Below are 23,214 nucleotides of genomic sequence, written 5' to 3'. Positions count from 1 at the left end.
ACCGACCGGAGGACCCATGTCCCAGCCCGACACCACCACCGGCCCCACCGAGACTCCCACCGGACCCACCGAGGTCCCGACCGCCGAAGCCCTGCGCGCCTGGCTCGCCCAGCGCGTCGCCGACTACGCGCGATACGACGGCGAGATCAGCCACGAGGTCCCGTTCGCCGACTACGGTCTGGACTCCGTCTACGCCCTGGCCATGTGCGGCGACCTCGAGGACCACCTCGGCATCGAGACCGAGCCGACCCTCATGTGGGACCACCCGACCATCGCCGCCCTCGCCGACGCCCTGATGGCCTCCGTCACCGAGTGCCGTGCCGTGACCGCCCTCCCCGCAGCCGGTGACGACGGCCGGTGACGAGAGCCGGTGGCACCACGGCGGTTCACCGGCCGCCGGTGCCTCGCGCCCGTCACCGCGGCCCGCCACCTCACCCGCCACCGCGCCCGCCACCTCACCTGCCGAACGGAGCAGCCCCAGGCATGGAACACCAGCCGGACCCCCACGCACAGCTCTTCACCGACGGCTTCGTCGCCGACCCGCACCCCTTCTACCGGGAGTTGCGCCGAAGCGGCCCGGCCCACCGGGTCACCCTGCCCGGCGGCGTCGAGGCATGGCTCGTCACCCGCTACGAGGACTGCCGGCGGATCTTCCTCGACAACACGTCCTTCTCCAAGGACATGGCCGGCACCTGGACCGCGTACCGGGAACAACGGGTCCCCGTCACCGGTGACGTGGTGATCGGCATGGGTGATTCCATGCTCGTCTCCGACCGGCCCCGGCACACCCGGCTGCGCTCCCTGGTGTCCAAGGCCTTCTCCCCCCGGCGCATCGAATCCCTCGCCCCCGGCATCGGCAGGTCCACCGCGCGCCTCCTGCGCACACTCACCGCGCGTGAGGGCCCACGCGCCGGACACGCCGATCTGACCACCGAGTTCGCCGCACTGCTCCCCATGGAGGTGATCTGCGAACTCCTCGGTGTGCCCGCGCGGGAGGGCGACTGGCTGCGGCGCGCGACCGAGTCGGTCATGAGCAACGACGAGAACAGCCGCGACACCGCCCTGCGGTCGTTCCAGGACTTCCACGCCTTCCTCGGCGACCACGTCCGCCGCAAACGCCGGGACGGCGGCGACGATCTGACCACCGCCCTCATCGACGTCCGCGACGAGGGCGACCGGCTGAGCGAGGAGGAACTCGTCGCGATGCTCGGGATCCTGCTCGCCGCCGGACACGAGACCACCGTCAATCTCCTCGGCAGCAGCGTGCTCGCCCTGCTCCGCCACCCGCGCCAGCTGGCCGGGCTGAGCGAGGAGCCCGACGGCTGGCCCGACGCCATCGAGGAGGTGCTGCGCTGGGAGGGCCCGATCCAGAACGCGATCTGGCGGTTCACCCGGGTACCGGTCGCCGTCGGGGACGTCACCATTCCGGCGGGTGAGGCGATCGCCCTCGGTGTCGCCTCCGCCGACCGCGACCCCGCGCGCTTCCCCCGCGCCGACACCTTCGACAGCGCCCGGGGCGACCGGGGCCATCTCGCCTTCGGCCACGGCATCCACCACTGCGTGGGGGCGCCGCTGGCCAGGCTGGAGGCGAGGATCGCCGTACCGATGGTCTTCGCGTCGCTGCCCGCGCTGCGCCTGGACGGGGAGCCGGTGTACCGGTCCTCGACGGTGTCCCGGGCGCTGTCCTCGCTCCCCGTCGCCTTCGGCCCGGGGCCGGACACCGGCTGACGCGGGGGAGCGTAGCGCGGTCCCCGCCGGTACCGCGCCCGCCACGCGCCGCCCGCCCCGTCAGCCGACCTTGCTCTCCCGGGCCTCGCGCGCCGCCTGGGCCAGCTCCGACAGGAGCGCACGCAACTCCTCACGTGTCGCCTCGTGGACCAGCCGGCCGTCGGTGATCTTCGCGGCGGCGAGCCCGATCCGCAGCCCGTCGGGGAGCACGGTGGTCCCCATCATCGTCAGGGTCTCCGCGAGCCACGCCTGTGCGCGGTCGCCCCCCTGGGACGAAGTCGACGCGGTCACCAGCGCGACCGGCTTGCCGACCTGCTTCCCGCTGCCCACGAGCCACTCCAGCGCGTTCTTCAGTACGCCGGAGGTGCCACGCGCGTATTCGGGACTCGCGATGAACAGTCCGTCCGCCTCGGCGCACCGCTCACGCAGTTCCCGCACCTCGGGCGGCACCGCCCGTAGCTCCACATCCTGGTTGAAGAAGGGCAGTTGCCCCAAGTCCGCCCCGATGTCCAGACGCGCGGCCGGCGGGCACAGCTCCGCCGCCGCTCTGATCACCGCGCCGTTGAACGATTCGGCACGTAAACTTCCGCACAGAGCAAGGAACTTCATTACCACACCGTACCGCAGCGGTTGATCATCACCGTGGGGTCGGGGCAGCAGCCGGACCGCAGGCCCTGCACCTCCTGGGGGCGCATGCCGGTCAATTACAAACAGGTGACGCCGTGGCGGTGCCGAGATGCCGCATGAGCTCGGCGGCCTCGTCGAAGTCCACGTCTTCGCGCCAGAGCTTCCCGTCGATCCGGCCGGTGATCGGCGTGTGAAGGGGGCCGGGCCCAGTGCGCTCGGCTATCCGGGCGGTGAGCTGGTGGTGCCGGGTGAGGCGGTCGACCTGATCCAGGCTCGCCCCGGTGACGGCGGCGACGTAGGTGCGGGCCATCACCGGCTGTCCCTGATTCCAGGTGCTGGGCAGCGGGTCGCCGGATCGTGCCATGGGCAGGAGGACCTCCCTGAGCGCGGTCGGACTGGCGGGCGTGGCCTTGTCCTTCTCGGCCAGGGCCGTCAGGCGACACCGCTCAGCCCAAGTCGCGAGGATGTCGTCGGCGAAGGCGTCGACGAAGAGTTCGTTCAGACGATGCGGTCTGACCGGCTCGTCGCTCCGCTCCTTCTCCCGCTCCTGGGTCTCCGTCCGGCGGAGGCCTGCGGAACGCGATGGGAGAATATCGACCTTGAGAGCGAAACCCTTGAGATCGCGATCACTCGAACCACGATGGGCAACAAGACCGTGGTCGAAAAGGACACCAAGTCAATGGCGAGCGAAAGGGGCCTTCCCTTGCCGGTAATGGTGACGATCGCTCTGCGAAGGTTCAAGGTGATTCAGGCGGCCGGGAAGGCCGGCGCCGGGTGCGGACTACGTGGATTCCGGCTGTATGGCCGTGAATGAAGTCGGGGAAGTTACCACGACCAGGCAACTCAGGACGCGGGCGCATCTGCTCATGACGATTGCGGTCCTGCGTAGGGTGCGTCTCTATGACGCCCGTGCATCGTGCTCTATCTGTCTCGCCAACAGCGGTGTGCTTGATCACATCCTGGCTGGGTGAGCCGGACACACTAACGTCAAGACCACCAAGCCGTTGGTACGTGAAGCCGGACGTTGAAGACCTGCGGGGGTCGCTCAGGCTTGGGGTGGTCTTGTCACGGCGGGGGGCGGGGTACGTGAGAAATGGTGAGATGTGGGAGCGTGTGAGACGTGAGTGAGACGCAGCCGCAAGCGATGAAGTACCAGGTGGATGGGCCAGAGGACGCACCTTGGTTGGTGCTCGGTCCTAGTCTCGGTACCACATGGCACATGTGGGACCGCCAGATACCCGAGCTGTCCCAGCACTGGCGGGTCTTCCGCTACGACCTGCCCGGCCACGGTGGCGCGCCCGCGCACGCCGCCGTCTCCGTCGCCGATCTGGCCGACCGGTTGCTCGCGACGCTGGACGGGCTCGGCATTCAGCGTTTCGGCTACGCAGGCTGCTCGATCGGCGGGGCGATCGGCGCGGACCTGGCACTGAGATATCCGCACCGGGTGGCCTCGCTGGCGCTCGTCGCCTCCTCGGCCCGGTTCGGCACGGCCGACGAGTTTCGCCAGCGCGGAGTGATCGTCCGCACCAACGGCCTGGAGCCGATGGCCCGCACCGCGCCGGAGCGCTGGTTCACCCCCGGCTTCGCCGCCGCGCAGCCCGCCATCGTCGAATGGGCCGTGCAGATGGTCCGTACCACCGATCCCGGGTGTTACATCGCCGCCTGCGAGGCGCTCGCGGCGTTCGACATCCGCGGCGCGCTCGGCCGGATCGGTGTTCCCACCCTGGTGCTGGTCGGGGCGGAGGACCAGGTCACCGGGCCTGCCGAGGCCCGCACGCTGGTCGCCGGGATACCGGACGCGCGCCTGGCTCTGGTCCCCGGGGCCTCGCACCTCGCGCCGGTCGAGCAGCCGGCAGCCGTCAGCGACCTGCTGCTGATGCACTTCTCCACCGCCTGGCAGCAGGACACCTCGGCGGCGATCCCCGTGCTGCCGCTCGTCCCCGGGCCCGCGAAGCCCGCCGCGTCGTTCGCCCCGGTGGCCGAGATCGCCCCGGCCGCCCCGATGCCCGAGGCCTCCGCGCCGACGCCGGACGACCGGCACGAGCAGGGTACGAAGGTACGTCGTGAGGTGCTGGGAGACGCCCATGTCGACGCGGTGAACGCCTCGTCCGACGGATTCACCGAGGAGTTCCAGGAGCTGGTCACCCGTTACGCCTGGGGTGAGGTCTGGAGCCGGGACGGCCTCGACCGCCGTACCCGCAGCTGCATCACGCTCACCGCGCTCGTCGCCTCCGGCCATCTGGAGGGCCTGGCCGCGCACACCCGTGCCGCCCTGCGCAACGGCCTGACGCCCGCCGAGATCAAGGAAGTTCTGCTCCAGACCGCCGTCTACTGCGGACTCCCGGCCGCCGGAGCAGCCTTCGCCGTCGCGCAGACGGTGATTCAGGAGGAAACCACGCCGCCCGCATAGCAGGATGGAGCCATGAACGCATCGCCTCGGGCACTCACCCTCACCAAGAAGACCCACTCCTGCGTCCGCATCGAGAAGGAGGGGCGGGTCCTGGTCATCGATCCCGGGGGCTTCTCCGAGGACGACGCGGCGCTCGGCGCCGATGTCGTCCTGGTGACGCACGAGCACCCGGACCACTTCAACGAGGCGAGGCTGCGGGCGGGCCTGGAGGCGAATCCGGCAGCCGAGATCTGGACGCTGCGCAGCGTGGCCGAGCAGCTCTCGGCCGCTTTCCCCGGGCGGGTGCACACCGTGGGCGACGGGGACGCGTTCTCCGTCGCCGGATTCGACGTCACCGTGCACGGCGAGCTGCACGCGGTGATCCACCCGGACATCCCGAGGATCACCAACGTCGGCTTCCTCGTCGACGGTTCGGTCTTCCACCCCGGTGACGCGCTCACCGTTCCCGAGCGCCCCGTGGACACGCTGCTGCTGCCGGTGATGGCTCCCTGGAGCAAGATCTCCGAGGTCATCGACTACGTGCGCGAGGTGAAGCCGCGGCGCGCCATCGACGTCCACGACGCCCTGCTGACCGATCTGGCGCGGCCGATCTACGACAACCAGATCGGGGCCCTGGGTGGCGCGGAGCACGGCCGGCTGGCCCCGGGCGGCGTGACCGAGCTGTGAGCCCCCCGGCGGCTGTCAGTGGGAGCCGCTAGGTTGGCTGCCATGCGCATCGCCACCTGGAACGTCAATTCGATCACCGCCCGGCTGCCGAGGCTCCTGGCCTGGCTGGAGAGCAGCGGCACCGATGTGCTGTGCATCCAGGAGACCAAGTGCACGGCCGAGCAGTTCCCCACCGCCGCCCTCGCCGAGCTGGGGTACGAGTCCGCGGTCAACGCCACCGGCCGGTGGAACGGGGTCGCGCTGGTTTCCCGTGTCGGTCTCTCCGACGTCGTCACCGGGCTGCCCGAGGGCCCGGACTACGACGGGGTGCGGGAGCCCCGCGCGATCTCGGCGACCTGCGGCCCGCTGCGTCTCTGGTCGGTGTATGTGCCCAACGGTCGCGAGGTCGAGCACGAGCACTACGCGTACAAGCTGCGCTGGCTGGAGGCCCTGCGCGAGGCCGCGGCGGCGGACGCCGCGGGGGCCCTGCCGTTCGCGGTCCTCGGCGACTTCAACGTGGCCCCGACCGACGAGGACGTCTGGGACCCGGCGCAATTCGTCGGCGCCACGCATGTGACGCCCGCCGAGCGCGCCGCCCTCGCGGCCCTGGAGGCGGAGGGCCTGAGCGAGGTCCTGCCCCGCCCCCTCAAGTACGACCGCGCTTACACCTTCTGGGACTACCGCGAGCTGAGGTTCCCCAAGAACAAGGGCATGCGGATCGACCTCACCTTCGGCAACGCCCCGTTCACCGCCGCCGTCAAGGACAGCTACGTCGACCGCGAGGAGCGCAAGGGCAAGGGGGCGTCGGACCATGCTCCGGTGGTCGTCGACCTCGATCTCTGAGCCGGGATGCACGGGAGCGGAGGCCGCGCCGTGTTGACAACCCAAGGTTGACACCATGCGGGTGTCAACTTAGGGTTGACGCATGACGCAGCCACTTCCCGCCACACCGTCCGTGCGCCTCGACGACCTGATCGAGGCCATCAAGAAGTCCAACACCGATGCCCTGGAGCAGCTCTCCGGCGCGGTCATCGCCGCCGACCACCTCGGCGATGTGGCCGACCATCTGATCGGCCACTTCGTGGACCAGGCGCGCCGCTCCGGCGCCTCCTGGACGGACATCGGCCGGAGCATGGGGGTCACCCGCCAGGCGGCCCAGAAGCGCTTTGTCCCCAAGAAGGGCGACGGAACCTCCGACCTGGACCCGAGCCAGGGCTTCGGCCGCTTCACCCAGCGCGCCCGCAACGTCGTCATGGCCGCCAACAACGAGGCCCAGGCCGCCCGGCACGCCGAGATCCTCCCGGCCCACCTGGTGCTCGGCCTGCTGGCCGAGCCCGAATCCATCGCGGTCGGGGTCCTCGTCGGCCAGGAGGTCACCCCGGAGGCCGTCCGTGCGGCGGCGACCGCCGCGCTGCCGGCCGCCGCCGACGAGGTGCCCGAGCTGATCCCGTACGACGCGGACTCCCGCAAGGTCCTGGAACTGACCTTCCGTGAGGCGCTCCGGCTCGGGCACAACTACGTCGGCACCGAGCACATCCTGCTGGCCCTGCTGGAGTTCGAGGGCGGCTCCGGTGTGCTGAGCGGCGTCGGCGTGGAGAAGGAAGCCGCCTCGGCGGCCGTGGACGCCGCGGTGACCGAGGCGGCGGCAGCCCTCTGGCAGCAGAACTCCTGACCGGACACCCCGGGGGCGGGCGGCGGGTTCTCAGTGCACCGAGAACCCGCCGTCCACGAACACCGACTGCCCGGTGACGTACGCCGATGAGCGCCCTGCCAGGAACACCGCGGCCCCCGCGAAGTCCTCCGCGAGGCCGTTGCGGCCGACCAGGGTCCGCGCGGCGAGCGACGCCACCTTCTCCGGGTCCGAGGAGAGGCGCTCGTTCAGCGGCGTCAGCACGAACCCGGGCACCAGGGTGTTCACGGTGACGCCGCGCGGGGACCACGCCTCGGCCTGGGAGCGGGCCAGGGACTCCAGGCCGCCCTTGGACACCCCGTACGCACCGCTGTTCACGAACGCCCGGTGCGCCTGCTGCGAGGTGACGTGGATGATACGTCCGTAGCCGCGCTCGGCCATGCCGGGTCCGAAGCGCTGCCCCAGCAGGAACGGCGCCTTCAGGTTGACCGCCATCGTGGTGTCCCAGACGTCCTCGCCGAGCTCGGTCATCGGCGGGCGCAGATTGATCCCGGCGCAGTTCACCAGGATGTCCGGCTCCCCGAACGCCCGCACGGCCTCATCCGCCCCCGCGCGCACCCCCTCGGCGGTGCTCAGATCGGCGCTCACCCGGGCGGCCCGGCAGCCCTCGGCGATCAGCTCGTCCACGGTCGCGCTCAGCTCGGCCTCCCGGCGGGCCACCACGACGACGCCCGCGCCGGCCCGGGCCAGCGCGCCGGTGATCGCCCGGCCGATGCCGGAGCTGCCGCCGGTGACCACCGCCACCCGGCCCTCCAGGGAGAACAGTTCCGCAAGGTAGGTGTGTGCACTCATGTGCGTACTTTAGATATCTGCTCGGATCCCCGGCCGGGGCGGGGTGGGAGATCGGTGAACGCCGCGCGCCCTGTGGTGCGGAACCTGGCCGGGGTGGGACCCTAGTGGTATGAACATCCCTTTCTTGGACAACTGGCGTAAGCGTCAGGGTGGTACGCATGTGGGCGCACTCGCCGCCGCCGTCGAGGCAGACCCCGACGGTGTGGCCGAACTGCTCGCCGAATGCGAACTGCTGCGCGTCCGGGCGGGGCACCACGGACTCGAACTCGACGACACACCCGCCTCGTTGGCCGCGCTCGACCAGTTGCCGCCCCGCTGGCGCGATGACCCCGAGGAGCTTCCCTGGCTCGGCAACGATGCCGGGCTCTACCTCGGCACCGTGATCGTGCGGACCGTCCCCGGTGCGGTGTGGGACGTCTGGCCGGGTGGTCGGCCCGTGGTGCGGCTGGAGTCCGGGCGGGAGATCGACGTCGTCGCGGCCGGACTCGACTGGGCGATGGCGGGTAGCCCGGAGCTCTCCCAGGTGTACGCGGAGTCCGCCGAGAACTGATCGGGAGCCGACCGGAACCCGCTCGCCTCGCCTAATCTAGATAAAAAGCCTTTTGTGCCATTTACGCGTGTCGGGTGCGAAGTCCCTTTTCGCGATGGATAGTTTGCGCTGACCTCGACACAGCGACAAGTGGGTAGGGCAGCGCATGGCCGTCGATCCGTTGATCGAACTGAGGGACGTCAACAAACACTTCGGAGAGTTGCACGTACTTCAGGACATCAATCTCACCGTCGGCCGCGGGGAGGTGGTGGTGGTCATCGGCCCCTCCGGCTCAGGGAAATCCACCCTGTGCCGGGCGATCAACCGGCTGGAGACGATCGAGTCCGGCAGCATCAGGATCGACGGCATGCCCCTCCCCGAGGAGGGCAAGGGGCTGGCCCGGCTCCGCGCCGAAGTCGGCATGGTCTTCCAGTCGTTCAACCTCTTCGCCCACAAGACCGTGCTGGACAACGTGTCGCTGGCACAGCTCAAGGTCCGCAAGCGCAAGAAGGAGGAGGCCGACCGGCGCTCCCGCGAACTCCTGGAGCGGGTCGGCCTGGCCGCCCACGCCGACAAGTTCCCCGCCCAGCTCTCCGGTGGCCAGCAGCAGCGCGTGGCCATCGCCCGCGCCCTGGCCATGGATCCCAAGGCGCTCCTCTTCGACGAGCCCACCTCGGCGCTCGACCCGGAGATGATCAACGAGGTTCTGGAGGTCATGCAGCAGCTCGCCCGGGACGGCATGACCATGGTCGTGGTCACCCACGAGATGGGCTTCGCCCGCTCCGCGGCCAACCGCGTGGTGTTCATGTCCGACGGCTGTGTCGTCGAGGACCGCACCCCGGAGGACTTCTTCACGTCCCCGTCGAGCGACCGCGCCAAGGACTTCCTGTCCAAGATCCTCAAGCACTGAGGGGAGGCTTCCATGTTGCGCACGAGGAACACGCCTACGGGCAGGGCCGCCGCCCTCGTGGCCGGTCTCCTGCTCGCCGCACTCGCCGCGGGCTGCGGCAAGGACGGCAGCCCGCCGGTCAAGGGCCCCAAGGCCGAGGCGCTGCCGGTGTACCACGTCGACACCGGCTTCGAACTGCCCGACTCCCGCACCTGGACCAAGGCGAAGAAGCGCGGCTATCTGGTGGTCGGCGCCAAGGAGGACCAGCCGTATCTGGGGGAGAAGGACCCGGCGAGCGGGGTCTACTCCGGGTTCGACATCGAGATCGCCCGGATGATGGCGGCCTCGCTCGGCTTCGAACCGAAGACGATCCGCTTCCGCACGATCGCCTCGGCCAACCGCGAGACGGCCCTGCAGAACGGCCAGATCGACTACTACGTCGGCACCTACACCATCAACGACATGCGCAAGAAGCTCGTCGGCTTCGCCGGCCCGTACTACATGGCGGGCCAGAGCCTGCTGGTGCGTACCGACGAGAACGACATCCACGGGCCCCAGGACCTGGCGGGCAGGACCGTCTGCTCGGCGGCCGGCTCCACGCCCTACCAGCGCATCGCCGCCGACTACCCGAAGGCGACGCTCGTCGCGTACGACACGTACTCGATCTGCGTCGACAACCTCCTCACCTTCCAGGTCGACGCCGTCACCACCGACGACGCGATCCTGCTGGGCTTCGCGGCCAAGGCGCCCGACGAGATGAAGGTCGTCGGCAAGCCCTTCTCCAAGGAGCCCTACGGCATCGGAGTGCCGCGGGACGACAACGCGCTGCGCGACGCGCTCAACAACGCACTGGAGGCCAACGAGAAGGACGGCAACTGGAAGAAGGCGTACGAAGCGACGCTGGGGCTCTCCGGAGCGCCCGCGCCGACCCCGCCGCCCATCGACCGCTACCCGGCGAACTGAGGGGACGGCCCCACCCATGGACGTACTGACAGAGAACTTCTCCCTCTACGGCAAGGGCTTCCTCGGCACCGTCGAGCTGACCGTCTACGCCTCCGCGCTGGCACTCGTCCTCGGCTTCCTGATGGCGTCCTTCCGGGTCGCGCCCGTCGGCTCCTTCCGGGTGCTGGGCACGGTCTGGGTCACCGTGCTCCGTAACACTCCGCTGACGCTGCTGTTCTTCGCGGTCCTGCTCGGCCTGCCCCGCTTCGGGCTCGTCCTGCCCTTCCAGGTCTTCGCGGTGCTGGCGCTCGGCTGCTACACCTCGGCCTTCATCTGCGAGGTGCTGCGCTCCGGCATCAACACCGTGCCCAGAGGGCAGGGCGAGGCCGCCCGCAGCCTCGGCATGAACTTCGGCCAGACCCTGAGCACGGTGGTGCTGCCGCAGGCGTTCCGGTCGGTGATCCCGCCGGTCGGCTCGACACTGATCGCGCTGGCGAAGAACTCGGCGATCGCCGGGGCGTTCAGCGTCACCGAACTCCTCGGCACCTACAAGACGCTCAACGAGCTGGGCTACAGCATCATCTGGTCCTTCGTCTGGATCGCCGTCGGCTACCTGATCATCACCCTGACCATCAGCGCGGTGTTCAACGTGATGGAGAAGCGCTGGGGAGTGGCACGATGACCAAGACCCTCACCCGCAGGCCCTCGCCGCCCTCGGCCACCGCGCTCTACGACATCCCCGGCCCGGTGACCCGCAAACGGCACCTGATGTACGGGATCGCCTCGACGGTCGTGATCCTCGCGCTGTTCGGCTGGATCGTCTATCTGCTCTTCGACACCGGCCAGTTCACCGCCGAGAAGTGGGCGCCCTTCGAGTACAAGGGCATCCAGGAACTGCTGCTGCGCGGACTCGGCAACACCCTCAAGGCGTTCGCGTACGCCGCGGTCCTCTCGCTCGTCCTGGGCGCGGTCCTCGCGGTCGGCCGGCTCTCCGAACACCGGGTGCTGCGCTGGATCTCCACCCTGCTCGTCGAGTTCTTCCGGGCCATGCCGGTGCTGGTGATGATCTTCTTCATCTTCGTGGCGCTGAAGGTCCAGCCGCTGCCCGCCCTGGTCGCCGGGCTGACGCTCTACAACGGCTCCGTCCTCGCGGAGGTCTTCCGCACCGGGATCAACTCCGTGGACCGGGGCCAGCGCGAGGCCGCGTACGCGCTCGGCATGCGCAAGACGCAGGTCACCACGTTCGTCCTGGCCCCCCAGGCCGTACGCGCGATGCTGCCGACCATCATCAGTCAGCTGGTGGTCGCGCTCAAGGACACCTCACTGGGCTATCTGATCACCTACGAGGAATTCCTCCACGCCGGAAAGCTGATCGCGTCGAATCTCGACTACGATCTTCCCTTCATCCCCGTCGTGATGGTGATCTCTCCGATCTACATCGGGATGTGCATGCTGCTCTCGTGGTTCGCCACCTGGGTGGCCCGTCGTCAGCGGCGCAATCCGAGGACGGAGGCGGTGGGGGTGGCCCCGGCCGAACCGGGGACGCTGCTGCCGGGAGGGCAGTAGCCGGGCCCTGCCCGCCCGGCAGCAGTCGGTGATCACTTCTCGCGCAGCGGGACCGAGAGATGACTCGGGTCCGTGGAGGGCGAGGAGAAGGTCAGCTGCGCGCCGGTCGGGTTGTGCTCGATGTACAACGGATCGACGGTGTCGATCACCAGGGCGAGCCGGTGACCGGCCGGGACGTCGTAGGCCGTGGAGTACAGCTCCAGGTCGACGGGGAACGGCCGGCCCGGCGTCTGCCCGTGGAAGGTGTACGGAGCGTTGCTGACCAGTTTGCCGATGCCGAGCGGCCCCACGTCGTAGAGATACGCGACGAGGGTGCCGCTCGACTTCGTGGACGTGACCGTGGTGTGCAGCGCGGACGTGCCCCGGATCCGCTGTGCGGTGGCGTACCGCTCCGACTGCCACACGCTCGCGAAAGTGCGCGGCAGCAGGGGCACGGAGACCGTCGGCGGCAGCTTCAGGAACTGATCCAGCGCGTTGGACAGGATCGCGATGCCGCCGTTGGCGCCCGAGTCGACGCCCGCCCACACCTTCTTGGTGCCGTCCAGCGGGATCCGGTTCTTCACCGCGCCCACGGACTTCCAGTCCGGATAGCCCTCGTAGCCCTTGTCGGTACGGGACTTGAGCTGGACGGGAAGCTCGGTGTCGATGCCGTTGCGCTCGCCCTGGAGATAGCGGTCGAACCAGCGGCGGGTGCTCGTCCAGGTGTCGTTCGGCAGCCCGAGCAGGCCGGTGGCCTCGGCGGTGGCGTGGTCGCCGGGGCGGAACTCCAGCCGCTTGGGGCCGGTGAGCCTGTCGTAGAACGAGGCGTACTGGTTGGGCGGGAAGATGGTGTCGCCCCAGGCGTTGCCCATCATGATCGCCGCGCCGTTGGTGTTGATCCGGTCGAGATACGTCGCGGGGGAGCGCTTCTTCCCCCAGGCGATCATCTCCGGCTCCTTCTCCAGGTTGGAGCCGAGGAAGTCCTTCAGGGTCCGGGTCAGTTCGTCACCGGGGCGGCCGGTGACCAGGCCCGCTCCGCCGAGCAGGGCGGCGGCCTGGAGGTGCTGGGTGCGCCCGCTGTAGATCGAGTCGATCAGATCGGCCCAGCCGCTGAGCGCGGCCACCGCCTTGACGCGGGGGTCGTGCCCGGCCGCCAGCAGGCTGATGCCGGCCCCGTAGGAGACGCCGCCCATGCCGATGCGGTCCGGGTCGGCGGAGGTGTGCTCCAGCGCCCAGTCGATGACGGCGGACGCGTCCGCGATGTCCGGCGGTCCCGCCACCTCGATCTTCCCGCCCGACAGCCAGAAGCCGCGCGAGGTGTAACTCACCACGACGTAACCGGAGTCGGCGAGCTTCTGAGCTTGGGCCAGATACTCGATCTGCGGCATGGCCCAGCTCGTGGGGAAGACGATCAGCGGATGCCTCGCCCCGGCCGCCGCCCCGGCGGGCGTGAAGACGTTGCCCTTCAGGGTGATGCCCCCGGAGCCGGGGATGTCGTGGAACGTCAGGCCCTGTGCGGTCGTGCCCGCGGGTGCGGTGCGGGGGGCTGCCGTCGCGGCCGGGGCGGCGAGTGCGGCCCCGGCGAGCAGGACGACAGCGGTGGTGATCGAAGCGGTGGTGCGTAGTGCCTGTTCCGGACGTGCCACGGGGTCACTCCTCACGCGTGCCAGTACAAAGTGACCCGACGGTAACCCCGATTGTTTACCTCTGGTAACTACCGGGTGCGTTGCGTGAGGGTAACGATTGTTGGACGTGGCGTCAGCAGTGCCCCGGGCCCGGAACGCGTCAGCAGTGCTCCGGGCCCGGAACGCTTCAGTGGCGCTCCGGGCCCGGAACGCTTCAGTGGCGCTCCGGGCCCGGAACGCTTCAGTGGCGCTCCGGGCCCGGAACAGGCGCTGCCGGGTCACTTCAGGGCACTCTTCGCAGCCCAGTCCTCCCACGAGAGGTTCCACGCGCCGTAGCCGTTGCCCTCGGCGACCGTGCCCTTGGCCTGTGAGCCGGTCATCTCGAACGGGTCACCCACCCGCACCTGTCCGTACAGGGCAGCGGCGTCCGCGTCGCTCATCCCGACGCAGCCCGAACTCCGGTTGGCCTGGCCGAAATAGCCCGCGTTCCACGGGGCCGCGTGCACGTACATCCCGGACCAGGTCAGCCGCATCGAGTAGTCGACCATCTTGTCGTAGGCGTCGCCGAGGCCCACCGTCTCGGAGCGCATGTTGATCGTGCCCTCCTTCGACATCAGGACCGCCGTCCCCCGCCAGGAGGCCTTCTCGCCGCCCGGGGTGCCTGCCGACATCGGGATGTCCAGCACCTGCTTCCCGTCCCGGTGCAGGGCGAGACGGGACCGGTTGAGGTCGACCTTGACCACCTGGGCCGCGCCGATCGTGAACGTCGTCGTGTAGTCGCGGACGAACCAGCCGCCGTCCGCACCCGTGTCGACCCCGTTCAGCCGCGCGTCCAGGGTGACCTTTGTGCCGGGCTTCCAGTACTCCTTGGGGCGCCAGTCGACGCGGTCCTTGCCCGAGTGGTCCTGGAGCCAGCCCCAGGAGCCCTCGGTGTCGTTGGACGTGGAGACCTTCAGGGCCTTCTCGACGGCCGCCTTATCCTTCACGGGGTGGTCGAAGACGACAGACAGCGGCTGTGCGATGCCCACGGTCGTGCCCTTGCCCGGCGCGAGGAGAAGCTTGTTGACCTTCTCGGCCTCGGCGGTGGCGAACGTGGCCCGGTCGCTGCCACCGTCCGCGTCCTTCGCCTCGACCGTGTACGCGGTGCCCGGCGCGGAGACCCGATCGGAGGTCCAGGTCCGGCCGTCCGCTGATATCTTCCCGGCCAGCGCGCCGCCCTCGCCCGCCGTCACCGACACCGCCTTCAGCTTTCCGTGAGCCAGTGTCACCTTCACCGGCCCGCCGGGGACCGCCGTCCTGCCCTTGAGGTTCACCGAGACGCTGGTGTCGGGCCTCTTGTCGTCCCCGCCCATCTCGGCGGAGCCCGAGGGGCCGCCCGAGCATGCGGTGAGCGCGGCGGCGAGCAGCGCCGCGGGCCCGGTCAGGGCGAGCCGGGCCCTCCGGCCGGCCGGGGCGGAACGACGGATGCGCGGACGTGCGGAACTCAACGGAAAAACCTCCAGGGCAGGGGTGCTCACCAGGGGAGAGTCATTTCCCCCATGTCGGGTTCCTTCCTTTTCCCGGAGAAACCTCACTGCTCGGTCCGGAGTACGCTCCACCGTCGGCCGGCACCTCGGAGCACGGGAGACCACCAGTGAGCGCGACCGTCGATGGCACCACCGGCCCCCCGGCCCGGACCGCATCGGTGCTGCGCAGCGGGGCGGTGATGGCGGCCGGCTCCATCGTCTCGCGCGCCACGGCTTCGTCCGCTCGGCCGTCGTCGTCGCACTCGGCACCAGCCTGACCGCCGACGGCTACAGGGTCGCCAACACCATGCCCAACATCTCCTCCATCCTGCTCATCGGCGGCGCGCTCAACGCGGTCTTCGTCCCCGAGCTGGTCCGGGCGGCCAAGGAACACGCCGACGGGGGAGCCGCGTACACCGACCGGCTGCTTAACCCTGTGCACCGTCGGCCTCCTCGTACCGTGCGCGACTTTGCCGCTGACGGTGGGTCCGGTCAGCCGCCGGCCCGGTGGGAGGCGGGCGTGCTGGGCACGGGGGCCTGGGCCTCGCGCGTCACATCGCCGACCAACTCGACCACATCGGGGCCGTACGCACCGGAGTTGACGACCCGCAACAGCAGGCAGAACGACTTGGCACCGTACTTGCGGCGCAGCATCTCGTGGTTGCGCGCGGCGTAGCGGGTCGCCGCCTGGTTGGTGATGGCCCGCTGTCCACAGAAAAGGAACACGGGACGGGCCTCCTGACTGCCTGTCAAGCGAGCGAGCAGGACGTACTCGGAGGTTCCCGGCTCCAACCGGTAGCGCTCCGAACCGATCCGGAACGCCACCCGGTCCGGTCCCGGGTCCCGCTCGACGTTGATCCGCACCCCGGGCAGCAGGGTCCGCAGATGTGCGGCCATCCGCTGGTTGGACGTCGGGCCGCCGACGCAGAATTCCGTACGCTCCCCGAACCCCTGCTGGGCCGAGTCGTGCGTGACGATCTGCGCGTGTGCCGCGCAGTCCTTGATGAGCGCGGAGAGTTCGAGCAGGGCGAAGGCGTCGTGGCGGTGCACCGACCCTTCGGCGCCCGCGTAGCGGTTGACGACGAGCAGGCATTCGGAGTTCGCCGGCAGCCCGAAGAAGGTCTGTTTGCGGCGGAGTCCCCGCCGCCAGAGATAGGTCCGGGCGAGCCAGCCCAGCGAAGCGCTGATCCCGGCGGCTATCACGCCCAGCACGATGTTGCGCACGTCGTCCGTCATGGGCGCGCATGGTATCGGTCATGCGGGTAGCCGTTCGAGGCGGTCGTGACGATCCGGCTCCCCCGGGGCTACCCTGCGGCGGAAGATCCGTTGACTGGAGGTACGTATGCGCCGTTCCGTCGGCCGGAACACGTCGCTGTTGGCCGTCCTCGCCGTGGTCGCGTCGGTGGGAGCCGCCGCCCCGGTGGCCTCGGCACCGTCCGCCGCCCCCCGTCCCGCACCACCCAAGTCCCCGGTGGCGGTGGGTCACGGGGGAGCGGTGGCGAGCGTCGACCCGGACGCGTCGGCCGCCGGGATCGAGGTGCTGCGCAAAGGCGGCAACGCGGTGGACGCGGCGGTGGCCACAGCCGCAGCGCTCGGCGTGACCGAGCCGTACTCGGCGGGCATCGGCGGTGGTGGCTACTTCGTCCACTACGACGCGAAGAAGCGCACCGTGCGGACGATCGACGGCCGCGAGACCGCACCGCGCACCGCGGACGCCTCCCTCTTCCTGGAGAACGGCAAACCGATCCCCTTCGAGGAGGGGATGACCAGCGGCCTCGGTGTCGGCACGCCCGGCACCCCGGCCACCTGGGAACGGGCTCTGGACGCGTGGGGCAGCAAGTCCCTTCGGACGCTGCTGGAACCGGCCGAACGCCTGGCCCGGGAAGGCTTCGTCGTGGACGGCACCTTCCGTTCGCAGACGGCCTCCAACCAGGCCTGGTTCGCCGACTTCCCGGCCTCCGCCGAGCTGTTCCTTCCGGGCGGTCAACTCCCGTCTGTCGGCTCCGTGTTCAAGAACCCCGATCTGGCCCGTACCTACGAGAAGCTCGGTCGCAAGGGCGTTGGGGAGCTGTACCGCGGCGAGTTGGCCGACGACATCGTCCGTACGGTGCGCAGGCCGCCCGTCGACCCGAACGCCACCCGGGTGGTGCGGCCCGGCGATCTGACCCGCGAGGACCTCGCCGCCTACCGGACCCTGCGCAAGGACCCGACGAAGGTGAACTACCGGGGCCTGGACGTCTACGGCATGGCCCCCTCCTCGTCCGGCGGCACCAGCGTCGGTGAGGCGCTCAACATCCTGGAGTCCACCGACCTTTCGCGCGCCGATCGGGTGCAGTACCTGCACCGCCTGATCGAGGCGAGCCGGATCGCGTTCGCCGACCGGGGGCGCTGGGTCGGCGACCCCGCGTTCGAGGACGTCCCCACGAAGGAACTGCTGAGCCAGCGGTTCGCCGACGCACGGGAGTGCCTGATCCGGGACGACAAGGCGCTGACCAGCCCGCTGGCGCCGGGCGACCCGCGCGACCCCGAGCGGTGCGGCAGCAGCGGCACGGCCGCGCCCACCACGTTCGAGGGCGAGAACACCACGCACCTGACGACGGCCGACAAGTGGGGCAACGTCGTCGCCTACACCCTGACCATCGAGTCCACCGGGGGCAGCGCCATCACCGTGCCCGGCCGGGGCTTCCTGCTCAACAACGAACTGACCGACTTCTCCTTCGCGCCCGCCAATCCGGCGGTGCACGACCCGAATCTCCCGGGACCGGGCAAGCGGCCGCGCTCGTCGATCTCTCCGACCATCGTGCTGAAGCACGGCAAGCCGGTGCTCGCCCTCGGCTCGCCGGGCGGGGCCACGATCATCACGACCGTGCTCCAGTCACTCACCGGACACCTGGACCGGGGGCTCCCGCTGGTCGACGCGATCGCCGCGCCGCGCGCCAGCCAGCGCAACGCGCCGACGACCGACATCGAGCCGGACCTGTGGAACAGCCCGATCCGCGCGGAGCTGGAGAAGCTCGGCCACGCCTTCAAGCAGAACCCGGAGATCGGGGCCGCCACCGGGGTCCAGCGGCTGCCCGACGGCCGCTGGCTCGCGGCGGCGGAAAAGGTGCGCCGGGGCGGCGGCTCGGCCATGGTGGTGCATCCGGGCGGCGGTCACTGAGCCGGCCGGACGGAGCAGGGGCCCCGGGGCCGGTATCACGCGACACAACGCGCGGTGCCGGCCCCGAGGCCTTGGCGCGCGCCCGACCGGCGAAAGTCGCACGGGCGGGGAGGGGGCGCCGTCCAGGGGACCCGTATGGGTCCCTCGTCCACGGGAAGGGTCTCTCCGCACGATGCGTACCCGCACGCTCGCCCTGACGTCCGCCGTCTGCGGCGCCGCGCTCCTCGGAGCGGCGGCGCTTCCCGCTTCCGCCACCGGCCCCGGGACCGGTCCCGGCCTGGAGCCGGAAGCGGCCGAAGCGGACGCCGCCGCAGTGGACGCGACCGCCGCGACCGCCGCCGAGCTGCTGGCCGAGGTCCGCGCCTGCGCCCGGATCTCGAAAGGCGCCTACCGCACGGACAGCGGCAGATCCAAGGCGACAGTTCCCGTCTGCGGCACCAAGGACGCCGTCTTCTGGAAGGCGGATATGGACATCGACTGCGACGGCCGCAGGACCAAGGTCTGCAACCGGAAGACCGACCCGCACTTCCTGCCGGAGACCGCGTTCCAGACCTCCCGCGGCGAACCCCTGGACTCGGCAGCGCTCCCCTATGTGGTCGTACCGGGCCCCGGCAAGGTGTGGGACTACCGGAAGGCGGGGCTCACCGGCGGCAGCGTCGTGGCGGTCGTGTACCGGAACCGGGTGGGGTACGGCGTGATCGGTGACACCGGCCCCACGAGCATCATCGGGGAGGCGTCGTACGCCATGGCGAAGACCCTGGGCATCGATCCCGACCCGTCGACCGGAGGAGCCGCGTCCGGCGTCACCTACATCGTGTTCAAGAACTCCCGCGTCTCCCCGATCGAGAGCCGCGCGCGGGCGCGGAGCCGGGGAGCGGCGCTGGCCAGGGAGTTCGTCGGGCGCTAGGAGGAACAGGAGGAACAGGAGGAACAGGAAGGCGGTCCGGGCGCTCACCGCGCGGTGAGCGCGGTGGGGACGGCGCCTACAGCGCGGTGAGGACGCGTGGGCCGTCGTCCGTGATGGCGACCGTGTGTTCGGCGTGCGAGGCCCGGCTGCCGTCGGTCGTCCGCAGCGTCCAGCCGTCCTCGTCGTGGCGGAACTCGTCGCCGCCACCGCCGATCAGCATGGGCTCGATCGCCAGGACCATGCCGTGCCGCAGCGGCATGCCGCGCCCCGGGCGTCCCTCGTTCGGCACGGACGGGTCCTCGTGCATGGTCCGGCCGATCCCGTGGCCGCCGTAGCCCTCCAGGATGCCGTAGCCCGCCTTCCGGCAGACCGTGCCGATCGCGTGGGCTATGTCGCCGATCCGGTTGCCGACCACGGCCGCGCCGATCCCGGCCGCCAGGGCCTCGCTCGCGGTGTCGATGAGCCGGGTGTCGGCGGGGCGGGCCTCGCCCACGGTGAAGCTGATCGCCGAGTCACCGGCCCAGCCGCCCAGGAGGGCCCCGGCGTCCACGCTGACCACGTCCCCGTCACGCAGCGGCTCGGACGAGGGGATGCCGTGCACGATCGCGTCATTGACCGAGACGCAGATGACGGCCGGGAAGGGGGTGGGCGCGAAGTGCGGCCGGTAGTTCAGGAAGGGCGAGGAGGCGCCGGCCTTGCTCAGCACCTCGCGGGCCGCCGCGTCCAGTTGGCGGGGGGTCACGCCGACCGCCGCCACCTCCCGCGCGCAGGTCAGGATCTGCGCGACGACCCGGCCGGCCTCGCGCATCGCTTCGATGGATGTGTCCGTCTTGATGTGCACCATGCCCATTACTATACCGGTTGAAGCGGTATAGTAATGACGGTATAGAAATGGCATTCCGTAGTAGGGTGGCCTCATGGTCCGTACCCCTCTGACACCCGAAGAGCGCCTGCGCGGCGAACGGCTCGGCATGCTGCTCCGTGCGGCGCGCGGGGAACGCAGCATGGCCGCCGTCGCCGCGAGCGCCGGAATCTCCGCGGAGACCCTCCGTAAGATCGAGACCGGCCGCGCACCCACCCCCGCCTTCTTCACCGTGGCCGCCCTCGCCGGTGCGCTGGGCCTCTCCATGGACGAGATCCTCGGCCGCTGCGCGCCGGAACCAGCGGCCGCCCCGCTGACCGCCTAGGCCGGGCCGGCGGGTCGCCCCTCGGGGCGCGTAGGGTCGCGCCGTGACTCTCCAGGACTTCGCACGCAGCGAGTACGTCAGCCTGACCACGTACCGGAAGAACGGCACACCCGTCGCCACGCCCGTCTGGGCCGCCGCCGAGGGTGATGTGCTGTACGTCTGGACACGCTCCGACTCGTGGAAGGTCAAGCGACTGCGCAACAACGGCAAGGTCGTCGTCACCGTCTGCGATGTACGCGGCAGGATCGCCGAAGGGGCCCCCGGTGCGGAGGGCACTGCGAAGCTCTTGGACGAGGACGGCACCCGCGCGGCGCGCAAGTTGCTGGCGCGCAAGTACACCTGGAAGTTCTGGCTCGTCGACTGGCCCGCGACGGTCGCCCGGCTCGGCAAGCGCCCGCATACCGGGATCGCCATCACGTTCTGAGTCCGGCCGCTGCCGCCGGAGCGCGAAGGGGCGCACGCCGGGCGGTAGTGCTCCCGCCGCAGCGTGCCCGAACGCTGCGCGTAGCCGCCCTGTACCGCGCCGGGCTCGCCGACGACCGGACGACCCTGCTCCGGGAGGTGTCCTCGCTGCCGCCCGCCGGGTTCGCCGCCGCGGCGGGCGCGCCGGCCGCCGCCGGGCGTGAGGCGGTCCCCGGGCGTGCCGGTGCCTGAGGGGCCCAAGCGGTCCCCGGGCCTGCTCTGAGGCCCCCAGGGGCGTCTTGAACGCCACCGGAGATCGGGACCGTGTCCGTTGTGGACCGGTCGGGTGCGAAACATGATCGACTCCGCCGGTTCACGGCGATGGTCTTGCCCCGCCGTGCGGAGGGGCTTACGTTCTCCATCCATGCACCGATCTACGTGCGTAGAGAACGCGTAGAGGCTCTCTGACGCCGCGTCGAAGGAGCAGCTCATGTCCCACGTCGTACGCGCCGCACTCGTCCAGGCGACCTGGACCGGCGACACCGAATCCATGATCGCCAAGCACGAGGAACACGCGCGCGAGGCCGCCAGGCAGGGCGCGAGGATCATCGGCTTCCAGGAGGTGTTCAACGCCCCCTACTTCTGCCAGGTCCAGGAACCCGAGCACTACCGCTGGGCCGAGCCGGTCCCCGACGGGCCGACCGTCCGGCGCATGCGGGACCTTTCCCGCGAGACCGGGATGGTGATCGTCGTCCCGGTCTTCGAGATCGAGCAGTCCGGCTTCTACTACAACACCGCGGCCGTGATCGACGCCGACGGCTCGTATCTCGGCAAGTACCGCAAGCATCACATCCCGCAGGTCAAGGGATTCTGGGAGAAGTACTACTTCAAGCCCGGCAACGCCGGCTGGCCGGTCTTCGACACCGCGGTCGGCAAGGTCGGCGTCTATATCTGCTACGACCGGCACTTCCCCGAGGGGTGGCGTCAACTCGGACTGGGTGGAGCCCAGTTGGTGTACAACCCTTCGGCCACCTCGCGTGGACTCTCCAGCCATCTCTGGCAGTTGGAGCAGCCTGCCTCCGCCGTCGCCAACGAGTACTTCGTCGCCGCGATCAACCGGGTCGGCCAGGAGGAGTACGGCGACAACGACTTCTACGGAACCAGCTACTTCGTCGACCCACGCGGCCAGTTCGTCGGGGACGTGGCCAGCGACAGGGAGGAGGAACTCCTCGTCCGAGACCTGGACTTCGGCCTGATCGATGAGGTCCGCCAGCAGTGGGCCTTCTACCGGGACCGACGGCCCGACGCCTACGACGGGCTGGTGGAACCGTGACCGGGCTGCACGAACGCCACCTGGCCGTCAGCCCCGAGTGGCTGGCCCTCTACTACCGCCACCCCCTGGAACTCACCCACGGCGAGGGCCGCCACGTCTGGGACGCCGACGGCAACCGCTACCTGGACTTCTTCGGCGGCATCCTCACCACGATGACCGCCCACGCCCTGCCCGAGGTGACCGAGGCGGTGGCCGAACAGGCCGGGCGGATCATCCATTCCTCCACCCTCTACCTCAACCGCCCCATGGTGGAGCTGGCCGAGCGGATCGCCACCCTCTCCGGCATCCCCGACGCCCGGGTCTTCTTCACCACCTCCGGCACCGAGGCCAACGACACCGCGCTGCTGCTGGCCACCGCGTACCGCCGCTCCAACCAGATCCTGGCGATGCGCAACAGCTACCATGGCCGGTCGTTCTCCACCGTCTCCATCACCGGCAACCAGGCCTGGTCGCCCACGAGTCTGTCCCCGCTCCAGACCCTGTACGTCCATGGCGGCGTCCGCACCCGGGGGCCGTATGCCGAGCTGAGCGACGAGCGGTTCATCCGGGCGTGCGTCGCCGACCTGGAGGACCTCCTCGGGCACACCCGGCGGCCCGCGGCTCTGATCGCCGAACCCATCCAGGGCGTCGGCGGTTTCACCTCCCCGCCCGACGGGCTCTTCGCCGCGTTCCGGCACGTCCTGGACCGGCACGGAGTGCTGTGGATCTCGGACGAGGTGCAGACCGGCTGGGGCCGTACCGGCGAGCACTTCTGGGGCTGGCAGGCGCACGCCGAGCACGGACCACCGGACATCCTCACCTTCGCCAAGGGCATCGGCAACGGCATGTCGGTCGGGGGAGTGGTGGCCCGAGCCGAGGTGATGAACTGCCTCGACGCCAACTCCATCTCCACCTTCGGCGGTTCGCCGGTCACCATGGCCGCGTCGCTCGCCAACCTGTCGTACCTCCTGGAGCACGACCTCCAGGGCAACGCGCGGCGCGTCGGCGGACTCCTCATCGAACGGCTGCGGGGCATCGCCGCCGCATCGCCCGCCGTGCGCGAGGTGCGTGGCCGGGGCCTGATGATCGGCATCGAGCTGGTGAGGCCCGGCACCGACGAGGCCGACCCCGAAGCAGCCGCGGCCGTCCTCGAAGCGGCCCGCGCGGGCGGGCTGCTCATCGGCAAGGGCGGCGGCCACAACACCAGCGTCCTCAGGATCGCCCCGCCGCTGACCCTGACCGTCGCCGAGGCCGAGAAAGGCGCGGCGATCCTCGCGGACGCCCTGCACGCGGCGGGCTGATCCCCGCCCTTGCGGGCC

Annotated in this window: 25 protein-coding genes and 1 pseudogene; 20 read left to right on the top strand and 6 right to left on the bottom strand. The window is 70.3% G+C overall.

Annotation, left to right across the window (positions count from 1 at the left end):
- Window positions 1–16 precede the first annotated feature (16 nt).
- Together ACZ60Q_RS05065 and ACZ60Q_RS05060 are read left to right on the top strand one after the other, a co-directional pair.
- Window positions 17–361: an acyl carrier protein gene (locus tag ACZ60Q_RS05065; protein ID WP_469628565.1), complete on the top strand. Its 345-nt coding sequence runs from the start codon at window positions 17–19 to the stop codon at window positions 359–361.
- A gap of 122 nt (window positions 362–483) precedes the next feature.
- Window positions 484–1,728, top strand: coding sequence for a cytochrome P450 family protein (locus ACZ60Q_RS05060; RefSeq protein ID WP_469628562.1), 1,245 nt, complete (start codon window positions 484–486; stop codon window positions 1,726–1,728).
- A 60-nt stretch (window positions 1,729–1,788) separates the two neighbouring features.
- Here ACZ60Q_RS05060 and ACZ60Q_RS05055 read toward each other — a convergent pair whose 3' ends face one another.
- Window positions 1,789–2,337 carry an NADPH-dependent FMN reductase gene (locus ACZ60Q_RS05055; protein WP_469628559.1) on the bottom strand — a complete coding sequence of 183 codons (549 nt, stop codon included), beginning with the start codon at window positions 2,335–2,337 and terminating at the stop codon, window positions 1,789–1,791.
- Window positions 2,338–2,464: 127 nt separating this feature from the next.
- On the opposite strand from ACZ60Q_RS05055, the gene ACZ60Q_RS05050 reads away from it, so the two are divergent.
- From ACZ60Q_RS05050 to ACZ60Q_RS05030, 5 genes are all read left to right on the top strand, one after another.
- On the top strand, window positions 2,465–3,169 hold the full coding sequence (locus ACZ60Q_RS05050; RefSeq protein WP_469628556.1) for a site-specific integrase: 705 nt from the start codon (window positions 2,465–2,467) through the stop codon (window positions 3,167–3,169).
- Window positions 3,170–3,499: 330 nt separating this feature from the next.
- Complete coding sequence (gene pcaDC / locus ACZ60Q_RS05045) at window positions 3,500–4,765, top strand: bifunctional 3-oxoadipate enol-lactonase/4-carboxymuconolactone decarboxylase PcaDC (protein WP_469629518.1); 1,266 nt, start codon at window positions 3,500–3,502, stop codon at window positions 4,763–4,765.
- 12 nt (window positions 4,766–4,777) lie between these two features.
- Window positions 4,778–5,431: an MBL fold metallo-hydrolase gene (locus ACZ60Q_RS05040; RefSeq protein WP_469628554.1), complete on the top strand. Its 654-nt coding sequence runs from the start codon at window positions 4,778–4,780 to the stop codon at window positions 5,429–5,431.
- Window positions 5,432–5,473: 42 nt separating this feature from the next.
- A complete protein-coding gene (locus ACZ60Q_RS05035) occupies window positions 5,474–6,253 on the top strand; it encodes an exodeoxyribonuclease III (RefSeq protein WP_469628551.1) in 780 nt (259 codons plus the stop codon).
- A gap of 82 nt (window positions 6,254–6,335) precedes the next feature.
- On the top strand, window positions 6,336–7,082 hold the full coding sequence (locus ACZ60Q_RS05030) for a Clp protease N-terminal domain-containing protein (RefSeq protein WP_469628549.1): 747 nt from the start codon (window positions 6,336–6,338) through the stop codon (window positions 7,080–7,082).
- A 30-nt stretch (window positions 7,083–7,112) separates the two neighbouring features.
- Here ACZ60Q_RS05030 and ACZ60Q_RS05025 read toward each other — a convergent pair whose 3' ends face one another.
- Complete coding sequence (locus ACZ60Q_RS05025) at window positions 7,113–7,892, bottom strand: SDR family NAD(P)-dependent oxidoreductase (RefSeq protein ID WP_469628546.1); 780 nt, start codon at window positions 7,890–7,892, stop codon at window positions 7,113–7,115.
- Between the two features lie 109 nt (window positions 7,893–8,001).
- Here ACZ60Q_RS05025 and ACZ60Q_RS05020 point away from each other — a divergent pair, with 109 nt between their 5' ends.
- From ACZ60Q_RS05020 to ACZ60Q_RS05000, 5 genes are all read left to right on the top strand, one after another.
- A complete protein-coding gene (locus ACZ60Q_RS05020) occupies window positions 8,002–8,442 on the top strand; it encodes a DUF6278 family protein (RefSeq protein ID WP_469628543.1) in 441 nt (146 codons plus the stop codon).
- Between the two features lie 145 nt (window positions 8,443–8,587).
- Window positions 8,588–9,331: an amino acid ABC transporter ATP-binding protein gene (locus tag ACZ60Q_RS05015; RefSeq protein ID WP_469628541.1), complete on the top strand. Its 744-nt coding sequence runs from the start codon at window positions 8,588–8,590 to the stop codon at window positions 9,329–9,331.
- Window positions 9,332–9,343: 12 nt separating this feature from the next.
- Window positions 9,344–10,273: a glutamate ABC transporter substrate-binding protein gene (locus ACZ60Q_RS05010; RefSeq protein WP_469628538.1), complete on the top strand. Its 930-nt coding sequence runs from the start codon at window positions 9,344–9,346 to the stop codon at window positions 10,271–10,273.
- 16 nt (window positions 10,274–10,289) lie between these two features.
- Window positions 10,290–10,934, top strand: a complete 645-nt coding sequence (locus tag ACZ60Q_RS05005; RefSeq protein ID WP_469628535.1) for an amino acid ABC transporter permease — start codon at window positions 10,290–10,292, stop codon at window positions 10,932–10,934.
- On the top strand, window positions 10,931–11,818 hold the full coding sequence (locus ACZ60Q_RS05000; RefSeq protein WP_469628532.1) for an amino acid ABC transporter permease: 888 nt from the start codon (window positions 10,931–10,933) through the stop codon (window positions 11,816–11,818). Before ACZ60Q_RS05005 ends, ACZ60Q_RS05000 begins: the two co-directional genes overlap by 4 nt.
- Window positions 11,819–11,850: 32 nt before the next feature.
- Here ACZ60Q_RS05000 and ACZ60Q_RS04995 read toward each other — a convergent pair whose 3' ends face one another.
- Window positions 11,851–13,443, bottom strand: coding sequence for a CocE/NonD family hydrolase (locus ACZ60Q_RS04995; RefSeq protein ID WP_469628529.1), 1,593 nt, complete (start codon window positions 13,441–13,443; stop codon window positions 11,851–11,853).
- A gap of 257 nt (window positions 13,444–13,700) precedes the next feature.
- Window positions 13,701–14,909, bottom strand: a complete 1,209-nt coding sequence (locus tag ACZ60Q_RS04990) for a L,D-transpeptidase (RefSeq protein WP_469628526.1) — start codon at window positions 14,907–14,909, stop codon at window positions 13,701–13,703.
- 146 nt (window positions 14,910–15,055) lie between these two features.
- Here ACZ60Q_RS04990 and ACZ60Q_RS04985 point away from each other — a divergent pair.
- Window positions 15,056–15,415: pseudogene (locus ACZ60Q_RS04985) on the top strand (lipid II flippase MurJ); the annotation flags it as partial.
- 4 nt (window positions 15,416–15,419) lie between these two features.
- Here the strand turns inward: ACZ60Q_RS04985 and ACZ60Q_RS04980 are convergent.
- Window positions 15,420–16,163 (bottom strand): hypothetical protein, encoded by a 744-nt coding sequence (locus ACZ60Q_RS04980; RefSeq protein WP_469628523.1) that lies wholly within the window; start codon window positions 16,161–16,163, stop codon window positions 15,420–15,422.
- Window positions 16,164–16,269: 106 nt separating this feature from the next.
- Between ACZ60Q_RS04980 and ggt the strand changes: the two genes are divergently transcribed.
- Both ggt and ACZ60Q_RS04970 read left to right on the top strand, forming a co-directional pair.
- Window positions 16,270–18,087, top strand: coding sequence for a gamma-glutamyltransferase (ggt, locus tag ACZ60Q_RS04975; protein ID WP_469628521.1), 1,818 nt, complete (start codon window positions 16,270–16,272; stop codon window positions 18,085–18,087).
- Between the two features lie 172 nt (window positions 18,088–18,259).
- The gene (locus ACZ60Q_RS04970; protein WP_469628519.1) at window positions 18,260–18,994 is read left to right on the top strand and encodes a glycoside hydrolase family 75 protein; all 735 of its coding nucleotides are present in this window, start codon (window positions 18,260–18,262) and stop codon (window positions 18,992–18,994) included.
- Between the two features lie 76 nt (window positions 18,995–19,070).
- Here ACZ60Q_RS04970 and map read toward each other — a convergent pair whose 3' ends face one another.
- Entirely contained in the window at window positions 19,071–19,838 is a 768-nt protein-coding gene (map, locus tag ACZ60Q_RS04965) for a type I methionyl aminopeptidase (protein ID WP_469628516.1), read from the bottom strand.
- Between the two features lie 73 nt (window positions 19,839–19,911).
- Between map and ACZ60Q_RS04960 the strand changes: the two genes are divergently transcribed.
- The 5 genes from ACZ60Q_RS04960 (at window position 19,912) to ACZ60Q_RS04940 (ending at window position 23,196) form a co-directional block, all read left to right on the top strand.
- Window positions 19,912–20,181: a helix-turn-helix domain-containing protein gene (locus tag ACZ60Q_RS04960; protein WP_469628513.1), complete on the top strand. Its 270-nt coding sequence runs from the start codon at window positions 19,912–19,914 to the stop codon at window positions 20,179–20,181.
- Between the two features lie 43 nt (window positions 20,182–20,224).
- Window positions 20,225–20,605: a PPOX class F420-dependent oxidoreductase gene (locus ACZ60Q_RS04955; RefSeq protein ID WP_469628510.1), complete on the top strand. Its 381-nt coding sequence runs from the start codon at window positions 20,225–20,227 to the stop codon at window positions 20,603–20,605.
- A 47-nt stretch (window positions 20,606–20,652) separates the two neighbouring features.
- Window positions 20,653–20,835 carry a hypothetical protein gene (locus ACZ60Q_RS04950; protein WP_469628508.1) on the top strand — a complete coding sequence of 61 codons (183 nt, stop codon included), beginning with the start codon at window positions 20,653–20,655 and terminating at the stop codon, window positions 20,833–20,835.
- A gap of 238 nt (window positions 20,836–21,073) precedes the next feature.
- Entirely contained in the window at window positions 21,074–21,916 is an 843-nt protein-coding gene (locus ACZ60Q_RS04945; protein WP_469628505.1) for a nitrilase-related carbon-nitrogen hydrolase, read from the top strand.
- Window positions 21,913–23,196: an aspartate aminotransferase family protein gene (locus ACZ60Q_RS04940; protein ID WP_469628502.1), complete on the top strand. Its 1,284-nt coding sequence runs from the start codon at window positions 21,913–21,915 to the stop codon at window positions 23,194–23,196. Before ACZ60Q_RS04945 ends, ACZ60Q_RS04940 begins: the two co-directional genes overlap by 4 nt.
- Window positions 23,197–23,214: the final 18 nt, after the last annotated feature.

This window comes from Streptomyces sp. NPDC104313, from assembly GCF_055583985.1.
Note: the sequence above shows the minus strand (reverse complement) of the source record. Positions and strands in the feature narration are given on the sequence as shown.